Consider the following 16,642-nt stretch of genomic DNA (forward strand, 5'->3'; position numbering starts at 1 on the left):
CACGCCTGTCGGGGGATGGAGTGGCCTTAATCTGAGAGAGTGAAAGCGCCCTGCCTTGCGGCAGGGCGTTTTTTCGTTGTGGTGTTCGCAGCCACCGGGCGGGCCTGCACACAATGTCGCGCTCGACCCGGCGGCAAAGCCCGCCTATGTTCAGCCCATGGAAAAGAATGCGGATATCATCGTCGCCGGTGGCGGCCTCGGCGGCAGCCTCGCGGCGCTGGCACTCGCCCATCAGGGCTTTACCGTATGCCTGGTCGATGCGGCCCCGCCAGCGCAGAAAACCCTGCCCGATTTCGACGGGCGCACGACCGCGCTTGCCTATGCCTCGACCCGCCTGTTCCGGCGACTGGGCCTGTGGCACGCGCTCGCGCCCGAGGCCGGGCCGATCAGGGATATCCTCGTCACCGACGGCCGCCCGGCGGACCGCTTCCGCAAGGGCCATCAGGCATCGGGCTTCCTGCATTTCGATTCGACCGAACTGGCGGAGAACACGCCGCTTGGCTGGATCGTCGAGAACCGGCGCCTGCGCCAGGTGATGCATGACGCGCTGGAGGCAAGCGATGCGATCAGGGTCATCGCCCCGGCAATGATCGGCGCGGTCGAAACGGGTCCGGCCGCCGTCACCGTGCCGCTCGACACCGGCGAGACACTGACCGCGAGCCTGCTGGTCGCCGCCGATGGCCGCCGCTCGCCCCTGCGCGAACGTGCCGGCATCCGCACGCTCGGCTGGTCCTATCCGCAGACCGGAATCGTGTGCACCGTCGCCCATGAGAAGGATCACCTCGGCATCGCGCAGGAATTCTTCCTGCCCTCCGGGCCGTTTGCGATCCTGCCGATGACCGGGAGGCGGTCATCGCTGGTATGGACGGAAAAGGCCGATCGCGCCGGGTCTTTCCTGGCCCTCGGCGATGAGGATTTCACCGCCGAGATCGCAAAGCGCTTCGGGCCCTATCTCGGCGCGCTGTCACTGGATGGGCCGCGCTGGTCCTATCCCCTCGCCTTTCACCTGGCGACGAAGTTTTACGGCGAGCGCATGGCGCTGGTCGGCGATGCCGCCCATGGCATCCACCCGATCGCGGGCCAGGGCTATAATCTCGGGGTCAAGGATATCGCCGCGCTGTGCGACGTGCTGGCCGAACATCGCGGTGCCGGGCTCGATATCGGCCATGGCTCGGCGCTCGCGCAGTATGACCGTTGGCGCCAGTTCGACAGTGCCAGCCTCGCCTTCGGCACCGATGTGCTGAACCGGCTGTTCTCCAACGACAACCCGGCCCTGCGGCTCGCGCGCTCGACCGGCATCGGCCTCGTCAACAGGATCGACCCGTTGCGCAATTTTTTCATGAAACAGGCAGGCGCGGATCTCGGCACGCTGCCGAGCCTGATGCAGCCCTGACAGGCCTATCCGGCCCGTCCATCCAGGACCAGCCTGTCACCGCGAAAGGACACTTCCCCGAACTGCGACAACACATTCATGCCGAGCAGGTTCGTTGCCAGCGCCTCGTCGGGCAGGATGAAGGCCTCGACATTCCGGATACGGACGGTGCCGATGGTAAGCTCGCGCACCTCGGCAGCAGCCGCCTTGACCGTGCCATTGGCCGTCGAGACCGTGTAGATGTAATCGTCCCGGCGCGGATAGATGCCGGCCTTGCGGGCATCGCTTTCGCGCAGGGCCAGCATGCTCGCACCGGTGTCAATCAGCACAGGCACGTCGGCATAGTTCAGCTTCACATTGGTGCGGAAATGGCCGTCGCGGCCCTTGGCGATCACGATAGCCGGACCGCCGGTCGCGACAGGACCCGCCGTTGCCGACATCATGACCGGGCGATGGCTCACGCCCGCCCTGTCGTCCTCTCCAGTCAAGGGCCCGTCACCAGCCTCGAAAAGAGAGATACCGGCGGCGATGACGAAGCCGACAAACAGCACGGCGGCGAGTTGTTTGAGCATGGTTGAGCCTCCGCACAGCAGTGATCCTGCGCGCGATGATGGCGCAAAGGCATGAAAATCCGGGTAAGGAACAAGGTTAAGACTCGCTTAAAGGCCGAGCACGTCGCGCATGGAATAAAGCCCCGGCTCGCGCCCGGCGATCCAGCCCGCCGCGGTCACCGCACCGCGGGCGAACACCGCCCGGTCGAGCGCCTTGTGCGACAGGCTGATGACTTCCTCGTCGCTGCCGAGCAGGACCTCGTGCTCGCCGACGATACCGCCAGCCCTTGTGACGGAAAAGCCGATGGCCCCGTCGGGCCGCTCGCCGGTCTGGCCCTCGCGGGCATAGACCGCCTTGTCCTTCAGGGTGACACCGCGGCCTCTGGCCGCCGCCTCGCCCAGCATCAGCGCCGTGCCGGAGGGGGCATCCTTCTTGTGGCGGTGATGGGCTTCGTGGATCTCGATATCGTAGCCGGGGCCCAGTGCCGCGGCAGCCTGCTCGACCAGAAGGGTCAGCAGGTTGATGCCGAGGCTCATATTGCCGGCCTTGACGATGGCGATCTTCTCCGCCGCCTGACGGATCCGGTCTTCCTGCTCCGGCGTGAACCCGGTCGTGCCGATGACCATGGCGATCTTGCGCGGCACGCAGTCGTCGAGCAGGGCAATGGTATAGTCCGGACAGGTAAAGTCGATGACAGCGTCGGGCAGGCCATTGAACTCTGCCACCGTCGCAGTGACCGGAACATCCTGTGCCCTGTCATCCGCATCGGTCATGGAGATCGACGACCCGGCAAGGTCGTCATCGGCGCGTACGGTGCCGCCGCCCAGCGTCAGCTGCTGGCTGTGCAGGACCAGCTGCGCGATCTGGCGGCCCATGCGGCCCCTGATGCCGGCGACAATGACATTGGGCGATGACATCAGGACGGGTCCTTCATCGTGGCCCAGAAATCCTTGGCCTTTTCGAAGAAGTTCTTCGATTCCGGGCAGCGGTCATCGCCGCCCTCGCGGCAGAATTCCTGCAGCAATTCGCGCTGGCGCGGGGTCAGGTCGACCGGCGTTTCCACATGCAGCTCAACGATCATGTCGCCGCGCCCCTTGCGGCGCAGCATGGTCATGCCCTTGCCGCGCAGGCGGAATTTCTTGCCCGACTGGCTGCCCGGCGGGATTTTCAGCTTCACGCGCCCGCCATCGATGACAGGCGCCTCGATCTCGCCGCCCAGCGCCGCCGTGGTCATCGGCACATGGGCCATGCAGTAAAGCTCGGGGCCGTCGCGCTCGAACAGCTCGTGATCGGTGACCGAAACGAACAGGTAAAGGTCGCCGAACGGGCCGCCGCGCACGCCGGCCTCGCCTTCGCCGGCAAGGCGGATGCGGGTGCCGTCCTCAACGCCTGCCGGGATCTCGATCTGCAGGGTCCGGTCCTTGCGCACGCGGCCCTGGCCGTTACAGGCCTTGCACGGATCGGTGATGACCTGGCCGCGGCCGGAACAGGTCGGGCAGGTGCGCTCGACGGTGAAGAAGCCCTGCTGGGCGCGCACGCGGCCAACGCCGCCACAGGTGACGCAGGTGGTCGGGCCGGAGCCCGGTTCCGCGCCGGAGCCTTCGCACACCTCGCAGGCCTCTGACGAGGGCACGGTGATCGTCTGCTTCTTGCCCTCGAAGGCGTCGCGCAGGGAGATCGTCATTTCGTGTTTCAGGTCGGCGCCGCGGCCGGGACTGCGGCGCTGGCCGCCGGCACCGCGCTGGCCGCCCATGAACTCGCCGAAGATATCGTCGAAAATGTCGGAAAAGGCACCGGCACCGAAGCCCTGTGCGCCGCCGCCAAAGCCGCCACCCATGCCGCCTGGATTGCCGCCCATTCCTCCGGCGCCGCCATTCTTGAAGGTAGCATGGCCGAACCGGTCATAGGCGGCGCGTTTCTGGTCGTTGGAGAGAACCTCGTAGGCCTCGCCGATTTCCTTGAACTTGGCCTCGGCCTCGGCGTCACCCGGATTTCGGTCGGGGTGATATTTCATGGCGAGCTTGCGATAGGCAGACTTGATCGTCGGCCCGTCGGCATCCTTCGCCACCCCCAGCATTGAGTAAAAATCCTGCGCCATAACCCATGCGCCCTATCACGCTTCTTGTGTCAGTGCCACAGATCGAGAATTGGCAGCCCTGACCATAAAACGGCGCCTGCTCAAATAAGCCGACGCCGCTAGGGGAAAACAGACAGCCCGGCTCGATTGAGGAGCCGGGCCTGAAGGTTCTATTTCTTGTCGCCGTCTACTTCCTCGTAGTCGGCATCGACGATGTCAGCGTCCTCGGCTGCCTCGCGGGCCGCATCGGCCGCTGCCGCCTTTTCGCCGGCATCACTGCCGCCGCCCTGGGCGCCATACATGGCCTCACCCAGCTTCATCGAGGCCTGGGCCAGGGACTGGATACCTTCCTGCAGCTTCTCGACCGTGACGCTTTCATCATCGGTCAGCTCTTTCAGGCTGGTGATCTGGCCTTCGATCTCCTGTTTCTCGGAGTCGCCGATCTTGTCGCCATGCTCTTTCAGGGCGCTTTCGGTCGAGTGGATCAGGGCCTCTGCCTGGTTGCGGGCTTCGACAAGACCGCGGCGCTGCTTGTCTACCTCGGCATTGGCTTCAGCGTCCTTGACCATCTGTTCGATGTCGGCGTCGGACAGGCCGCCGGAGGCCTGGATCCGGATCGACTGTTCCTTGTTGGTCGCCTTGTCCTTGGCGGACACGTTGACGATGCCGTTGGCGTCGATGTCGAAAGTGACCTCGACCTGGGGCACGCCACGCGGGGCCGGCGGAATGCCGACAAGATCGAACTGGCCGAGCATCTTGTTGTCGGCGGCCATCTCGCGCTCACCCTGGAAGACCCGGATCGTCACGGCGGACTGGTTGTCCTCGGCGGTCGAGAAGACCTGGGATTTCTTGGTCGGAATGGTGGTGTTACGGTCGATCAGGCGGGTGAAGACACCGCCCAGCGTCTCGATACCGAGCGACAGCGGGGTAACGTCGAGCAGCAGCACGTCCTTGACGTCGCCCTGCAGGACACCGGCCTGGATCGCGGCGCCAAGCGCGACGACCTCGTCCGGGTTGACGCCCTTGTGCGGGTCCTTGCCGAAGAACTTCTTCACGGTTTCCTGGATTTTCGGCATGCGGGTCATGCCGCCGACGAGAACGACTTCATCGATGTCGGCTGCGGAAACACCGGCATCCTTGAGCGCGGCCTTGCACGGATCGACCGTGCGCTTGACCAGATCCTCGACGAGGCTCTCGAACTTGGCGCGAGACAGTTTCAGGTTGAGGTGTTTCGGGCCCGAGGCATCTGCCGTGATATAGGGCAGGTTGACCTCGTACTGGGTCGCCGAAGACAGCTCTTTCTTGGCTTTCTCGGCTTCTTCCTTCAGACGCTGCAGGGCGAGCTTGTCCTTGCGCAGGTCGATGCCCTGGTCCTTCCGGAACTCGTCCGCGAGATATTCGACGATGCGCATGTCGAAGTCTTCACCGCCGAGGAAGGTGTCGCCATTGGTGGATTTGACCTCGAACACGCCGTCGCCGATCTCGAGGATCGAGATATCGAAGGTACCGCCACCAAGGTCGTAGACGGCAATGGTCTTGCCTTCCTGCTTGTCGAGGCCATAGGCGAGCGCGGCAGCCGTCGGCTCGTTGATGATGCGCAGCACTTCAAGCCCGGCGATCTTGCCGGCGTCTTTGGTTGCCTGGCGCTGGGCGTCGTTGAAATAGGCGGGAACAGTGATGACGGCCTGGGTGACGGTCTCGCCGAGATAGGCTTCGGCGGTATCTTTCATCTTTTGCAGGATGAAGGCGGAAATCTGGGACGGGGCGTATTTCTCACCGCGGCTTTCGACCCAGGCATCGCCATTGTCACCCTTGACGATCGCATAGGGGACCATCTCGGCGTCTTTCTTGACCGTCGGGTCCTCGAAGGTGCGGCCGATCAGGCGCTTGATCGCGAAAAAGGTGTTGGACGGATTGGTCACGGCCTGGCGCACGGCCGGCTGGCCCATCAGGCGTTCGCCATCCTCGGTGAAGGCGACGACGGACGGCGTTGTACGGTTGCCCTCGGCGTTTTCGATGACCTTCGGATCCTTGCCGTCCATGAAGGCGACGCAGGAGTTGGTCGTGCCGAGGTCGATCCCAATTACTTTACCCATATTATTTGTCTCCATTTAGCAGGCTGGCCTTAAAGGAGCCTCCGGCGCCTGAGACACCTTGGTGAGCACTCGCGGGCGGCTAGCCCCTTAAGATAATGATTTGGACCGGCAAAACCGGCTTCGAAGCGCATATAGGCAGGGCTTCACGGGTGCGCAACCATTCCGGCCCGTGCGGCATCACATTTTTGCGATAAAAGCGAACGCTTCTGGATTGATCGGTGTTTTGGATACATATTGTTAGTACCATCAATTTTTTTGATAACAGGTTCGAGGAGCAACGCCATGGTCAGAATAGCAACCAACGCCCTGAAAAACAGGTCCGTTCTCAAGACGGCAACCTATGGGATTATGCACCTGACGGTGGCGTTCATCGTCGCCTATGCGTTGACCGGCTCCATTGCCATCGCCCTGTCGATCGGCCTGATCGAGCCCTTCGTGCAGACCATCTTCTACAATATCCACGAAAAATTGTGGTCGCGGGCCGGTACGCCGCGCAAGCCGCACACGCACAGCCTTGCCGCCTGAGGCCCGCCGGTGAGACCGGCGCAATCATAGAAAGTGCCTTAACCATGCATTCATCCGGGTCTGGTATGTCGTGATGCAGAGTATTCTTTTGCATAGGGGAACCGGGCATGATGCGCACGGCACATTTCTTCGCTTTGATGATCGCGGCTGTCTCCATGGCGGCCTGCCAGTCTGCCGGTGGCGGTGGCACGCCAACCCCGACCCTGCCGGTCCTCGATGGCAGTGGCAATGTCGCGCCGCCATCCAACTTCATCCTGACCGACATCTCCTACGCCCACCCGTCAAACGGTGACGGCGTCGACCAGACCTTCGCTGTCGCCGCAACGACGATGCGGCTCGGGGTCTCCCAGAATGGTGCGCTGAGCTTGCGCGAATCCGTGCGCGGCTCCTTCGCCGACGGCAACACCATGTCCTACGACAAGGACATGCAGACATTTACCTTCGACATTTCTTCCGGCGACGTGACCCTGTCGGAAACCTTCCGCAACGTCATCCTGTCGATACCGGATGCGGAGACGACGGGCTGGGAATATTCCGACGAGGCCATCGTCATCTCCTCGCGCCCGGACCTGTTCGGCTTCGGCGCCGACTTTGACGGCAACCCAGCCGCTGTCGACGGCTTCCTGATCGGGCTGGAAGACTCCGAAGAGGAGGAAGACCAGGAGCGGCTGACCAACCTTCAGGACCGCGTCGCCGACTATCTGAGCGACCGCGATTTCTTTACCTATGAGAGCAATGGCGTGATCTACAGCCATCTGCGCCTGAATAATTTCGCGACGACCACGAACTATACCTCGCTCGGCATCTGGTATGACCAGACCGCTGCGGACGAGGCGAGCTATGGCGTTGCCGTGTTCGGCCTGCCGACACCGCGCTATGAAGTCCCGCGCACCGGCACGGCGAGCTATGCCGCGGCCATGGCCGGGCATATCCTGCAGAACAACAATACTCAGTTCCTGACGGGCAGCATCAATTTCGACTTCGATTTCACGGCGCAGACCATGGCCTTCACCATGGATGCCGACATCGCCGAAACCGGAATCAACGGGCGTACAGACTATTTCGACTATGACACTTTCACCGGTTCCGGGAATGTCTATGTCGACACCTTCCTCGGCGATTTCGTCAGCGATAGTGACGACTCGATCATCGGCGAGCTGGAAGGGGCCTTCTTCGGCGCCGATGCCGATGAAGTGGCCGGCACCTTCGTCTTCGGCAATGAGAATGTTCACGGGATCGGCGGCTTTGTCGGCTCCAACCCGGATGCGACGTCACAGCAGTAACGCGCAGCAATACAGTTTACCTCTCGGAACCTCACCCGGCCCTTTGCACAAGGGCCGGGTTTTCTTTTGCCTAGAATTCCCGCGTGACGCTGACATCGGCCGAGTGGCGGTCATAGTCATACTGGCTCAGCGTCGATGAATTGGTCAGATAGCTGTAGCTGAAGACCGGGGCGAATCCGTGATAGCTCCAGTCGCGCTTGGTGATCTGCATGCTGAGGGCGAAGGCCTCGTCCTCGCGGATATCGGGGTCGATGATGGCGCGCTCGTCGAAGACGCGGCTTATATATTCAGGGCGAACCGCCGCCGTGATGCCCCAGGGAAACTCGCGCATCAGCGAGACATAGACTTGCGTCTGCGTGTTCTTCAGCGGGTCTGCGTCGGCCTCCTCGCGGGTGACCTGGATGCCGATATCGCCGCGGGTGCGCCGGTCGAGAATACGGGCAAGGCTGACACCGCCGGACCAGACCGGCCCGTTGCGGGCGATCGCCCGGTCATAGTCGACCTCCTGGCCGGAGAGATTGACGGAGAAGCGGGTGCGCTGGGACAGCGGCGTCGTCAGCACCAGCCGGGCGCCATAGCTGGTCGAGTAATTGTCGCCGCCGAATTGGCGCTTCGAGGCCGTTGCCAGCATCGCCGCATTGAGGCGGCCCACGGATATGCGCGGTCCTGCCTCGGCATAAACGAAGGCGTCGTCGAAGCCGGCGCCCTCATAATCCGTATAGCGAATGCCGGCGCGTGCCTCCAGCCTCGCCCGGCTGTTGAGCTGCGGCATGGCGGCGATGTTGAGCGAGGTGGAGACACCGACGCCGCTCTGCGACAGGGCATCGTCGCTCAATTGGAACGGCAGGCCGAACAGGGTGACGCGTTCATCGTCCGGCCCGGCATTGATATTGGTCGAGGGCTCCGCCGCCATCGACAGTGACACGCGCCAGACCTTGCGGTTCTCGATCGCGGTCAGGTAGCGCTTGACGTTGGCGATGACCTCGTCGGGCAGGCCATTGCCGAGAACAAGACGGAAATGATAGGCGGCGGCGGTGTCCTTTTCCTGTTCGAACAACACGCGGGCCAGTTCCAGCCTGATACGGATGAGGTCCGGCTTATCGGTCAGGATATCCCGGAAGATCTCCTCCGCCGCCGCATATTCCTCGCGGCTGGCGGCAATCATGCCCTTGAGGAAGGCGGCCTGGGTCAGGTCGATACCGTCCGGCTGTTCGGCCAGCAGGCGGTCGATGATGATTTCGGCCTCGTCGGCCTGGCCCTTGGCAACAAGCTCGCCGGCGATCACCAGTGCCTGGCCGCTGGTAACGGTGACTGTCTCCGGCTGGGCTGCGGCAGGCACGACCAGAAGGGCCGTTCCCGACAGGAGAACAGCCGCCAGCAGGCCCCGGCGGGGCCGTGAGGGTGTGAATGCGCCAACCATGCAGGCCGCAGTGTCGGGCCGGCATGGTTAAGACTTGTTTACGATTGAAGACGGCTACTCGCCGGAGGAGACCGTGACCATGGCCGCGCGCAACACGCGCTCGCCGAGTACGAAGCCCGGCTGGGCGACATCGACGACGTGACCGGCCGGCTTGCCATTGCCCGGCACATGGGCGATCGCCTGGTGCAGGTGCGGGTCGAATTTCTCGCCTTCGGGCCAGACGCGCTTGACGCCATGGCGCTCGAACACGCTCAGCATTTCCTTCTCGGTCATGCGGATGCCGTTGATCAGACCAGCCATCGTCTCGGCGCTGACTTCCGTGCCCTCCTGGGGCGCAGCTTGCAGCGCGCGCTGGAAATTGTCGGCAACGGACAACAGATCGCGGGCAAAGCCGGAAATGCCATATTGCGCGGCCTCGGTCTTTTCTCTCTGGGCGCGGCGACGGGTGTTTTCGAGGTCGGCGGCAAGACGCAGAAGGCGGTCTTTGGTCGCGGCCAGTTCTTCTTCCAGCTGGGCGGCGCGCACGGCCTCGCCGGTCAGGTCTTGGTCGCCCAGGTCCATGTCCTCCGGGTCGCCGAGACCGAACTCATCGCCCAGGTTTTCGCGGAGATCTTCGTCATCCAGAAGGCCCGGCTCATTTTCCAGGTCATCATTTTCAAGATCGTTACGGTCGCTCATCGACTAGCCTTTTCATCGCGGAGTGTGTCAGGGAAATGGAGACCCGGCATGTACGCATATTAGAGGAGTATTTCAAGCATGAGTGACGAGACCCAGATTACCGACCAGATCACAGGCCAGATCACGGGCGGCGTGCGCGACCTGATCGCCGTCCACGTGACGACCTCGAGCGAGGACGGCGCAGAAAAGATTGCCCGCGCAGTGCTGAATGCCCGCCTCGCCGCCTGTGTCCATATCAGTGAAATCACCAGCCAGTATCGCTGGCAGGGCAAGATCGAGGAGGATACCGAATTTCTGCTGGTGATGAAGACAATGGGCGGGGCGTTCGACCCGCTGGCCCGGCTCGTGATGGAACACCATACCTATGACGTGCCGGAGATCATCGCCCTGCCGGTCGTCGCCGCGACGAAAGGCTATGCCGAATGGGTGCGCAAATGCGTGTCGGTACAGTAGCCGCGCTTATTTCTCGTCGTCCTTGAGCGGCACGCCGTACAGCTCGAGCCGGTGATCGACGAGGCGGAAGCCATGGTCGCGGGCGATCTTTTCCTGCAGCTTTTCGATCTCGTCATTGACGAACTCGATCACTTCCCCGCTCTTGAGGTTGATGAGGTGGTCGTGATGGTCTTCCGTCGCCTCTTCATAGCGCGAGCGGCCATCGTTGAAGTCGTGGCGCTCGACAATGCCGTATTCCTCGAACAGGCGCATGGTGCGATAGACGGTGGCAATCGAGATGCGCTCGTCGATGGCATTGGACCGATGGTGGATTTCCTCAACGTCAGGATGATCTTCCGCTTCCGAAATGACCCGCGCAATCACACGGCGTTGGTCAGTCATGCGCAGGCCTTTTTCGAGGCAGAGATTTTCGATGCGGTTCATAGATGTCCTGCCTTTTCCATGCTCCGGGGTCAGAGCTGATGCGCCATCATCACGGCGTCGGCGCCGTTCCTGTAGTATTTACGGCGTAACCCCGTGCGGGCAAAGCCCGCTTTTTCATAAAGGGAGATCGCCGCCTCGTTGCGGGCCGAAACCTCCAGATGGAGGCGGGTCACACCGCGCCCGGCGGCATCGCCGATGACCGCTTCGAGCAGCGCCGCGCCCAGGCCCTGGCGCCGGGCGGCGGGCATGATGCCGATGGTGAGGATCTCCGCCTCCTCCGCGACCGCGCTGGTCAGGGCCAGACCGGCAGGCTGGTCACCGTCAGCGGCAGGGTGCGACAGGATCAGGCCGGAGACCGCGGGATTGGCGAGCATTTGAGCGAACCAGGCGGCATCCCATGGCTCTTCGGAAAATATTTCGGCATGGAGACGAGCCAGCAGGTCTGCGTGGGTCGGCCCCGCCAGGGCGCAGGAGACGGGCCGGGCGCTCATAGCATGGGCCGGGCGGGCTTTGCGTCCGGCGGGCGCAGATAGACGGCCGCAGGCGGCTCCCTGTCAGCCGCTCTCGACGCGGCGAGCGACGCGATCACCACCGGGTCGGGCTGTTGCGCGGCCCAGTCGAAATCGTCCTTGCGATCGGGAAAGGCGAGCGGCACGCCGGTGCCGGCAAGCACGAGATCGCGTCCGGCGGCCTGATCCAGCAGCAGGGTGGCGGCGATATCGGGATTTTCGACAAAGGGCCCGGCCAGCGGCACCAGGGCGGCACCATCGAACAGCTGGCCATAGACCTGCCCGCGACGGCCATCAATGAGCACGCCCCGCACCGCGCCGTCATGGACGCTGACTGCGGCGGCGATGGCTTCCAGCGTGGTGATGCCGACGAGCTCGACCGGCCGAGCGACGGCAAGGCCGCGGGCAAAGGCAAGCCCGACGCGCACCCCGGTAAAGGAACCGGGACCGGTGGTCACGCCGATGCGGTTGATGTCTGCCGGGCTGATGCCGGCGACGTCCAGCGCCTCGGCGACCAGCGGTGCAAGACGCTCGGCATGGCCTTTTTCGCGGCCCTCAGAGCGCACGGCCAGCGGCGCGCCATCGCGCACGATGGCGGCGGAGCAGGCCTGCAGGCAGGTGTCGATGGACAGAACGATCATGGCGCTCTCATCGGGACAAAACCTGACAATGTCAAACCGTGTCGTCGCCGTTCGTCAGAGGATCTCGCAGGCCTCGTCGAAGGACAGGCGCGGGGAGCGCGGGAACAGGTTCTTCGTCGTGCCATAGCCGATATTGCACAGCCAGTTCGACTTGAGCGGCGTGCCGTGGAAGAATTCCTTGTCGACCCCGTCCTTGTCGAAGCCGGACATCGGCCCGCAATCGAGGCCCAGCGCGCGGGCGGCGATCATCAGATAGGCGCCCTGCAGCGTGCCGTTGCGGAAGGCGGTTTCCTCGATCTTGGCAGCGTCACCCTCGAACCAGCTCTTCGCATCGGTGTGCGGGAACAGCTTCGGGAGTTTCTCGTGGAATTCCATGTCATGGGCGATGATGACATTGAGCGGACATTTCATCGTCTTGGCGCGGTTCTGCTCGGTCAGGTGCGGGGCGAGCCGCTCCTTGGCCTCCTGCGAAGTGATGAACACGAACCGGGCGGGCGAGGAATTGGCCGATGTCGCGCCCCATTTGGTCAGCTCGTAGAGCGCCTTGATCATCGCGTCGGAGACGGGCTCCTCGGAGAAATCATTATAGGTGCGCGCCTCGCGCAGGATCTGGTCGAGCGCATGGTCGCCGATCGGCTTGTTGTCGGTCGGTTTTTCGCTCAGGCTCTCGGGCTGGTCGGCCATGATATCGTATTCCTTTTCGCGGTCTTCATGTGCGGTGTCGGCGATTATTTCTGGTAGCGGAAGCCAAGTTCGATGGTGACCTGGTACCAGGCGACCTTGCCTTCCTGGATATAGCCGCGGGTCTCGCAGACGGTGAACCAGTCGAGGTTCTTCAGCGATTGCGCGGCGGTGCCGATGGCGTTCTGGATCGCGTCCTCGATGGAATTCTTCGACGTGCCGACAATCTTCGATACGGCATAGACCTTGTCATCAGACATGGGGTTCTCCTCTGGTTGCTTGATCGAGAATTTAGTCCGTTCGGCAGTAAGGAAAAGGTGCAGATGCCGCTTCAAACCGCTATAATGCATTTCGACACCAAAATACCTATCTTCTGGGATGATGCCGTAACGCTGCGAGACCGATGATGCCAGACAAGAAATCTTTCCGCGTGACTGCCAGATGGGATGACGAGGCGAAGGTCTTTTATTCCGACAGTAACATCAACGGCTTGCATATAGAGGCAGAGACCCTGGAAGAATTCGAGGCCCTGATTTTCGACACTGCCGTCGATCTGGTTCTGGCCAATCATTTTACCCCTGCAGAACTGGCCTCAAAACCTTTGCGAGAATTGCTGCCTACCATCCTTTGGGAAAAACCAGAGGCGGTCAGTGCCTAGCGGGTACTACAAGGATATCATCAAAATCTTGAGACAGCTCGGCTACGAGTATGAGCGCAATGCCAAAGGATCGCATGAAATCTGGGTGCATCCGGACACCGGTCAGAAGCTGGTCGTGCCGCGTTCAACGAAAAGCCGGTTTACAGCCAATGCCATCTTGAAGGACGCTGGCTCCGACAAGTCTCTCTAGCCTACATCACCGCTTCCACGGCATTCACCTCGGGCACGTAGTGCTTGAGCAGGTTTTCGATGCCGTTCTTCAGCGTGATGGTCGAGGACGGGCAACCGGCGCAGGCACCGCGCATGGTCAGATAGACCAGCCCGGTATCCTCCTCGAAGCGATGGAAGATGATGTCGCCGCCATCATTGGCGACGGCCGGGCGGACGCGTGTGTTGATCAACTCGATGATCTGTTCGACGATCTCTTTCGTCTCGCCTTCATACTGGTCGGGCGAGCCCGCGGTCAGGTCCTTCGTCTCAGCCCCTTCGCTGAGGACCGGCAGGCCGGCGGTGAGATAGTCGGCAATGGTGCCGAGGATCGCCGGCTTGATGTGGTGCCACTCGGTGCCGTCGGTCTTGGTGACGGTGACGAAGTCAGCGCCGAGAAAGATGCTGTCGACACCGTCAATGTCGAACAGCGCCTCGGCCATCGGCGCCATGGCGGCAGAGTCGCGCGAGGGGAAATCCATGCCCATCTTGCCCTCGCCCAGCACCGGCTGACCGGGCAGGAATTTCATCGAGGCGGGGTTCGGGGTGTCTTCGGTCTGGATAAACATGGGCAATGTGACCTTTCAGCTTGCGCCACATATGCGGCCTGATAGCGTGAAAAACAACCACTGACGATGGGGCGGCGCTTGCAGGCTCTTGCGGGCCTCTTGCGGGAAGGGGCGCATTGGGCTTGAACGGACCGACAAGGCCGCCGCCGGCCATCGCGCCATAATAATGAAGAGGAAAGCCACACACTATGCCATCACAGACCGATGATCGCGCCAAGGTAACCGACGAGGAAGCGCTGGAGTTTCACGCCCGCGGCAAGCCCGGCAAGCTGGAGATCAACGCGACCAAGCCGATGGCGACGCAGCGCGACCTGTCACTGGCCTATTCCCCCGGCGTCGCCGCGCCGGTGCGCGCCATCGCCGCCGATCCGGACAAGGCCTATGACTATACGTCCAAGGGCAATATGGTCGCGGTCATTTCCAACGGGACCGCGATTCTCGGCCTTGGCGATCTCGGCGCGCTGGCGTCAAAACCGGTGATGGAAGGCAAGTCGGTGCTGTTCAAGCGCTTCGCCGATATCGACTCGGTCGATATCGAGGTCGACACGTCGGACCCGGAAGCTTTCATCAATTGCGTGAAATATCTCGGGCCGGCATTCGGCGGCATCAACCTGGAAGACATCAAGGCGCCGGATTCGTTCATCATCGAGCAGCAGTTGAAGGAGCTGATGGACATTCCGGTGTTCCATGACGACCAGCATGGCACCGCGATCATCGCCACGGCCGGGCTGATCAATGCGCTGGAGATCGCCGGCAAGTCGATCAAGGACGTGAAGGTCGCCGTGTCCGGCGCGGGATCGTCGGCGCTTGCCGTGATCGGCCTGATCAAGGCGATGGGCCTGCCCCATGAAAACGCGATCCTGTGCGACCGCGAGGGTGTCATCTATCAGGGCCGCGACGAAAAGATGGACCAGTGGCGCTCGGCCCATGCGGTCAACACGGACAAGCGCACCCTGGCCGAGGCGATGGATGGCGCCGATGTCGCCATCGGGCTGTCGGTCGCGGGCGCATTCACCCAGGACATGATCCGGTCGATGGCGAAAGACCCGATCATCTTCGCGATGGCCAATCCGACGCCGGAAATCTCGCCGGAGGAAGTCCACGCCGTGCGCGACGATGCGATCATGGCGACGGGCCGGTCGGACTATCCCAACCAGGTCAACAATGTCCTCGGCTTTCCCTATATCTTCCGCGGCGCGCTCGATGCCCGGGCCCGGACCATCAACGAGGAAATGAAGATCGCCTGCGCCAACGCGCTGGCCGCCCTTGCCCGCGAGGACGTGCCCGACGAGGTCGCCGCCGCCTATGGCACGCGGCTGCAATTCGGGCGCAATTACATCATCCCGACGCCGTTCGACCCGCGCCTGATCACCCATATTCCGCCCGCCGTGGCGCAGGCCGCGATGGATACCGGCGTCGCCCGCCGGCCAATCCAGGACATGGACGCCTACAAGGCGACGCTGCAGACCCGCCTCGATCCGTCGGCGGCCTTCCTGCAGAAGGTCTATGGCTCGGTACGCGCCAACCCGATGAAACGGATCGTGTTTGCCGAGGGCGAGGACGAGACGGTGATCCGCGCGGCCTATGCGTTCCAGAGCCAGGGGCTGGGCCAGGCGATCCTGATCGGGCGCGAGGACCGGGTACAGCGCCAGCTCGACCATCTCGGCATTGTGGCCAACCCGGATATCGAGATCTGGAATGCCCGCGCCTCCTCCCACAACAAGGAGTATACGGAATATCTCTATACCCGGCACCAGCGGCGCGGGATGCTGTATCGCGACTGCGAGCGCCTCGTCAATAATGACCGCAACGTGTTCGGCGCCTGCATGCTGGCGATGGATCATGCCGACGGCATGGTGACCGGCGTGACCCGCCACTACAATGTCGCCTTCGACAATGTGAAGCTGGCGATCGACGCGAAGCCCGGCGAGCGCGTCATCGGCCTGTCGGCGATTCTCGCCCGCGGCCGCGCGATCTTCATGTCCGACACGACGATCACCGAAATGCCGACCTCGCACCAACTCGCCGACATCGCCGTGCAGGCGGCCCACGCAGTGCGCCAGCTCGGCTTCAACCCGCGCGTGGCCTTCCTGTCCTATTCAAATTTTGGCAATCCGCTGACGGAATATTCAGAACGGGTCTCACTCGCGGTGAAGGAGCTGGATGGCCGGGCGGATATCGACTTCGAGTATGAGGGCGAGATGACGCCGCGCATGGCCCTGAACGAGAGCCACCGTCGGATCTATCCGTTCTCGCGCCTGACCGGCGCGGCAAACGTGCTGATCGCGCCGGGCATCCACTCAGGCTCGGTCGCGACCAAGCTGATGGGCGAAGCGGGCGGCGCGATCGTGATCGGGCCGCTTCTCATCGGCATGGAAAAGCCGGTGCAGATCGTGCAGACCGGCGGCAAGGTCGTCGACGTGGTCACGCTCGCCGCCATGTCGGCCTATGACCTCGACCGCGCCCACCGCGACTGGGCCGAGAAGCACTAGGAGGGG

Annotated in this window: 19 protein-coding genes; 7 read left to right on the forward strand and 12 right to left on the reverse strand. The window is 62.9% G+C overall.

The genetic code is table 11. The features are described 5' to 3' along the window. The first annotated feature begins 157 nt into the window (after positions 1-157). Positions 158-1,393 (forward strand): FAD-dependent monooxygenase, encoded by a 1,236-nt coding sequence (locus tag IEV88_RS11865; protein ID WP_188158244.1) that lies wholly within the window; start codon positions 158-160, stop codon positions 1,391-1,393. Positions 1,394-1,398: 5 nt separating this feature from the next. Here the strand turns inward: IEV88_RS11865 and IEV88_RS11870 are convergent, their stop codons facing one another. The 4 genes from IEV88_RS11870 to dnaK all read right to left on the reverse strand — a co-directional run bounded on the left by IEV88_RS11870 (position 1,399) and on the right by dnaK (position 6,097). Further along, positions 1,399-1,944: a retropepsin-like aspartic protease family protein gene (locus tag IEV88_RS11870; RefSeq protein ID WP_188158243.1), complete on the reverse strand. Its 546-nt coding sequence runs from the start codon at positions 1,942-1,944 to the stop codon at positions 1,399-1,401. 87 nt (positions 1,945-2,031) lie between these two features. Next, positions 2,032-2,841: a 4-hydroxy-tetrahydrodipicolinate reductase gene (gene dapB / locus IEV88_RS11875; protein ID WP_188158242.1), complete on the reverse strand. Its 810-nt coding sequence runs from the start codon at positions 2,839-2,841 to the stop codon at positions 2,032-2,034. Continuing rightward, on the reverse strand, positions 2,841-4,022 hold the full coding sequence (gene dnaJ / locus IEV88_RS11880) for a molecular chaperone DnaJ (RefSeq protein WP_188158241.1): 1,182 nt from the start codon (positions 4,020-4,022) through the stop codon (positions 2,841-2,843). Before dnaJ ends, dapB begins: the two co-directional genes overlap by 1 nt. 149 nt (positions 4,023-4,171) lie before the next feature. Further along, positions 4,172-6,097 (reverse strand): molecular chaperone DnaK, encoded by a 1,926-nt coding sequence (gene dnaK / locus IEV88_RS11885; RefSeq protein WP_188158240.1) that lies wholly within the window; start codon positions 6,095-6,097, stop codon positions 4,172-4,174. A gap of 282 nt (positions 6,098-6,379) precedes the next feature. On the opposite strand from dnaK, the gene IEV88_RS11890 reads away from it, so the two are divergent. Further along, complete coding sequence (locus IEV88_RS11890; RefSeq protein WP_188158239.1) at positions 6,380-6,622, forward strand: DUF2061 domain-containing protein; 243 nt, start codon at positions 6,380-6,382, stop codon at positions 6,620-6,622. 107 nt (positions 6,623-6,729) lie between these two features. Continuing rightward, a complete protein-coding gene (locus IEV88_RS11895; RefSeq protein ID WP_188158238.1) occupies positions 6,730-7,905 on the forward strand; it encodes a transferrin-binding protein-like solute binding protein in 1,176 nt (391 codons plus the stop codon). 70 nt (positions 7,906-7,975) lie between these two features. Here the strand turns inward: IEV88_RS11895 and IEV88_RS11900 are convergent, their stop codons facing one another. Then, positions 7,976-9,325: a surface lipoprotein assembly modifier gene (locus IEV88_RS11900; RefSeq protein ID WP_188158237.1), complete on the reverse strand. Its 1,350-nt coding sequence runs from the start codon at positions 9,323-9,325 to the stop codon at positions 7,976-7,978. Positions 9,326-9,379: 54 nt separating this feature from the next. Continuing rightward, a complete protein-coding gene (gene grpE / locus IEV88_RS11905) occupies positions 9,380-10,003 on the reverse strand; it encodes a nucleotide exchange factor GrpE (RefSeq protein ID WP_188158236.1) in 624 nt (207 codons plus the stop codon). A 78-nt stretch (positions 10,004-10,081) separates the two neighbouring features. Between grpE and cutA the strand changes: the two genes are divergently transcribed. Continuing rightward, positions 10,082-10,456 (forward strand): divalent-cation tolerance protein CutA, encoded by a 375-nt coding sequence (cutA, locus tag IEV88_RS11910; RefSeq protein WP_188158235.1) that lies wholly within the window; start codon positions 10,082-10,084, stop codon positions 10,454-10,456. Between the two features lie 6 nt (positions 10,457-10,462). On the opposite strand, the gene IEV88_RS11915 is transcribed toward cutA, so the two are convergent. From IEV88_RS11915 to IEV88_RS11935, 5 genes are read right to left on the reverse strand one after another with little or no spacing between them, the layout of a single operon-like run. Beyond that, positions 10,463-10,879 carry a Fur family transcriptional regulator gene (locus tag IEV88_RS11915; RefSeq protein ID WP_188158234.1) on the reverse strand — a complete coding sequence of 139 codons (417 nt, stop codon included), beginning with the start codon at positions 10,877-10,879 and terminating at the stop codon, positions 10,463-10,465. A gap of 29 nt (positions 10,880-10,908) precedes the next feature. After that, positions 10,909-11,370 (reverse strand): ribosomal protein S18-alanine N-acetyltransferase, encoded by a 462-nt coding sequence (gene rimI / locus IEV88_RS11920; RefSeq protein ID WP_188158233.1) that lies wholly within the window; start codon positions 11,368-11,370, stop codon positions 10,909-10,911. Further along, positions 11,367-12,029 (reverse strand): tRNA (adenosine(37)-N6)-threonylcarbamoyltransferase complex dimerization subunit type 1 TsaB, encoded by a 663-nt coding sequence (gene tsaB, locus IEV88_RS11925; RefSeq protein ID WP_188158232.1) that lies wholly within the window; start codon positions 12,027-12,029, stop codon positions 11,367-11,369. The genes rimI and tsaB overlap by 4 nt, the downstream gene beginning before the upstream one ends. Positions 12,030-12,083: 54 nt before the next feature. Next, positions 12,084-12,713, reverse strand: a complete 630-nt coding sequence (locus IEV88_RS11930; protein WP_188158231.1) for a malonic semialdehyde reductase — start codon at positions 12,711-12,713, stop codon at positions 12,084-12,086. A 44-nt stretch (positions 12,714-12,757) separates the two neighbouring features. Then, the gene (locus tag IEV88_RS11935; RefSeq protein ID WP_188158230.1) at positions 12,758-12,970 is read right to left on the reverse strand and encodes a dodecin; all 213 of its coding nucleotides are present in this window, start codon (positions 12,968-12,970) and stop codon (positions 12,758-12,760) included. Between the two features lie 146 nt (positions 12,971-13,116). Between IEV88_RS11935 and IEV88_RS11940 the strand changes: the two genes are divergently transcribed. Together IEV88_RS11940 and IEV88_RS11945 are read left to right on the forward strand one after the other, a co-directional pair. Beyond that, positions 13,117-13,368, forward strand: a complete 252-nt coding sequence (locus IEV88_RS11940; RefSeq protein WP_229731466.1) for a DUF1902 domain-containing protein — start codon at positions 13,117-13,119, stop codon at positions 13,366-13,368. Next, complete coding sequence (locus IEV88_RS11945; RefSeq protein ID WP_188158228.1) at positions 13,361-13,558, forward strand: type II toxin-antitoxin system HicA family toxin; 198 nt, start codon at positions 13,361-13,363, stop codon at positions 13,556-13,558. Before IEV88_RS11940 ends, IEV88_RS11945 begins: the two co-directional genes overlap by 8 nt. Before the next feature lies 1 nt (position 13,559). Here the strand turns inward: IEV88_RS11945 and IEV88_RS11950 are convergent, their stop codons facing one another. Continuing rightward, positions 13,560-14,144 (reverse strand): NifU family protein, encoded by a 585-nt coding sequence (locus IEV88_RS11950; RefSeq protein WP_188158227.1) that lies wholly within the window; start codon positions 14,142-14,144, stop codon positions 13,560-13,562. 188 nt (positions 14,145-14,332) lie between these two features. Between IEV88_RS11950 and IEV88_RS11955 the strand changes: the two genes are divergently transcribed. Then, positions 14,333-16,636, forward strand: a complete 2,304-nt coding sequence (locus tag IEV88_RS11955) for an NADP-dependent malic enzyme (RefSeq protein ID WP_188158226.1) — start codon at positions 14,333-14,335, stop codon at positions 16,634-16,636. The last annotated feature ends 6 nt before the right edge of the window (positions 16,637-16,642 follow it).

The organism is Aquisalinus flavus (assembly GCF_014640095.1).
Taxonomy (GTDB): domain Bacteria; phylum Pseudomonadota; class Alphaproteobacteria; order Caulobacterales; family Parvularculaceae; genus Aquisalinus; species Aquisalinus flavus.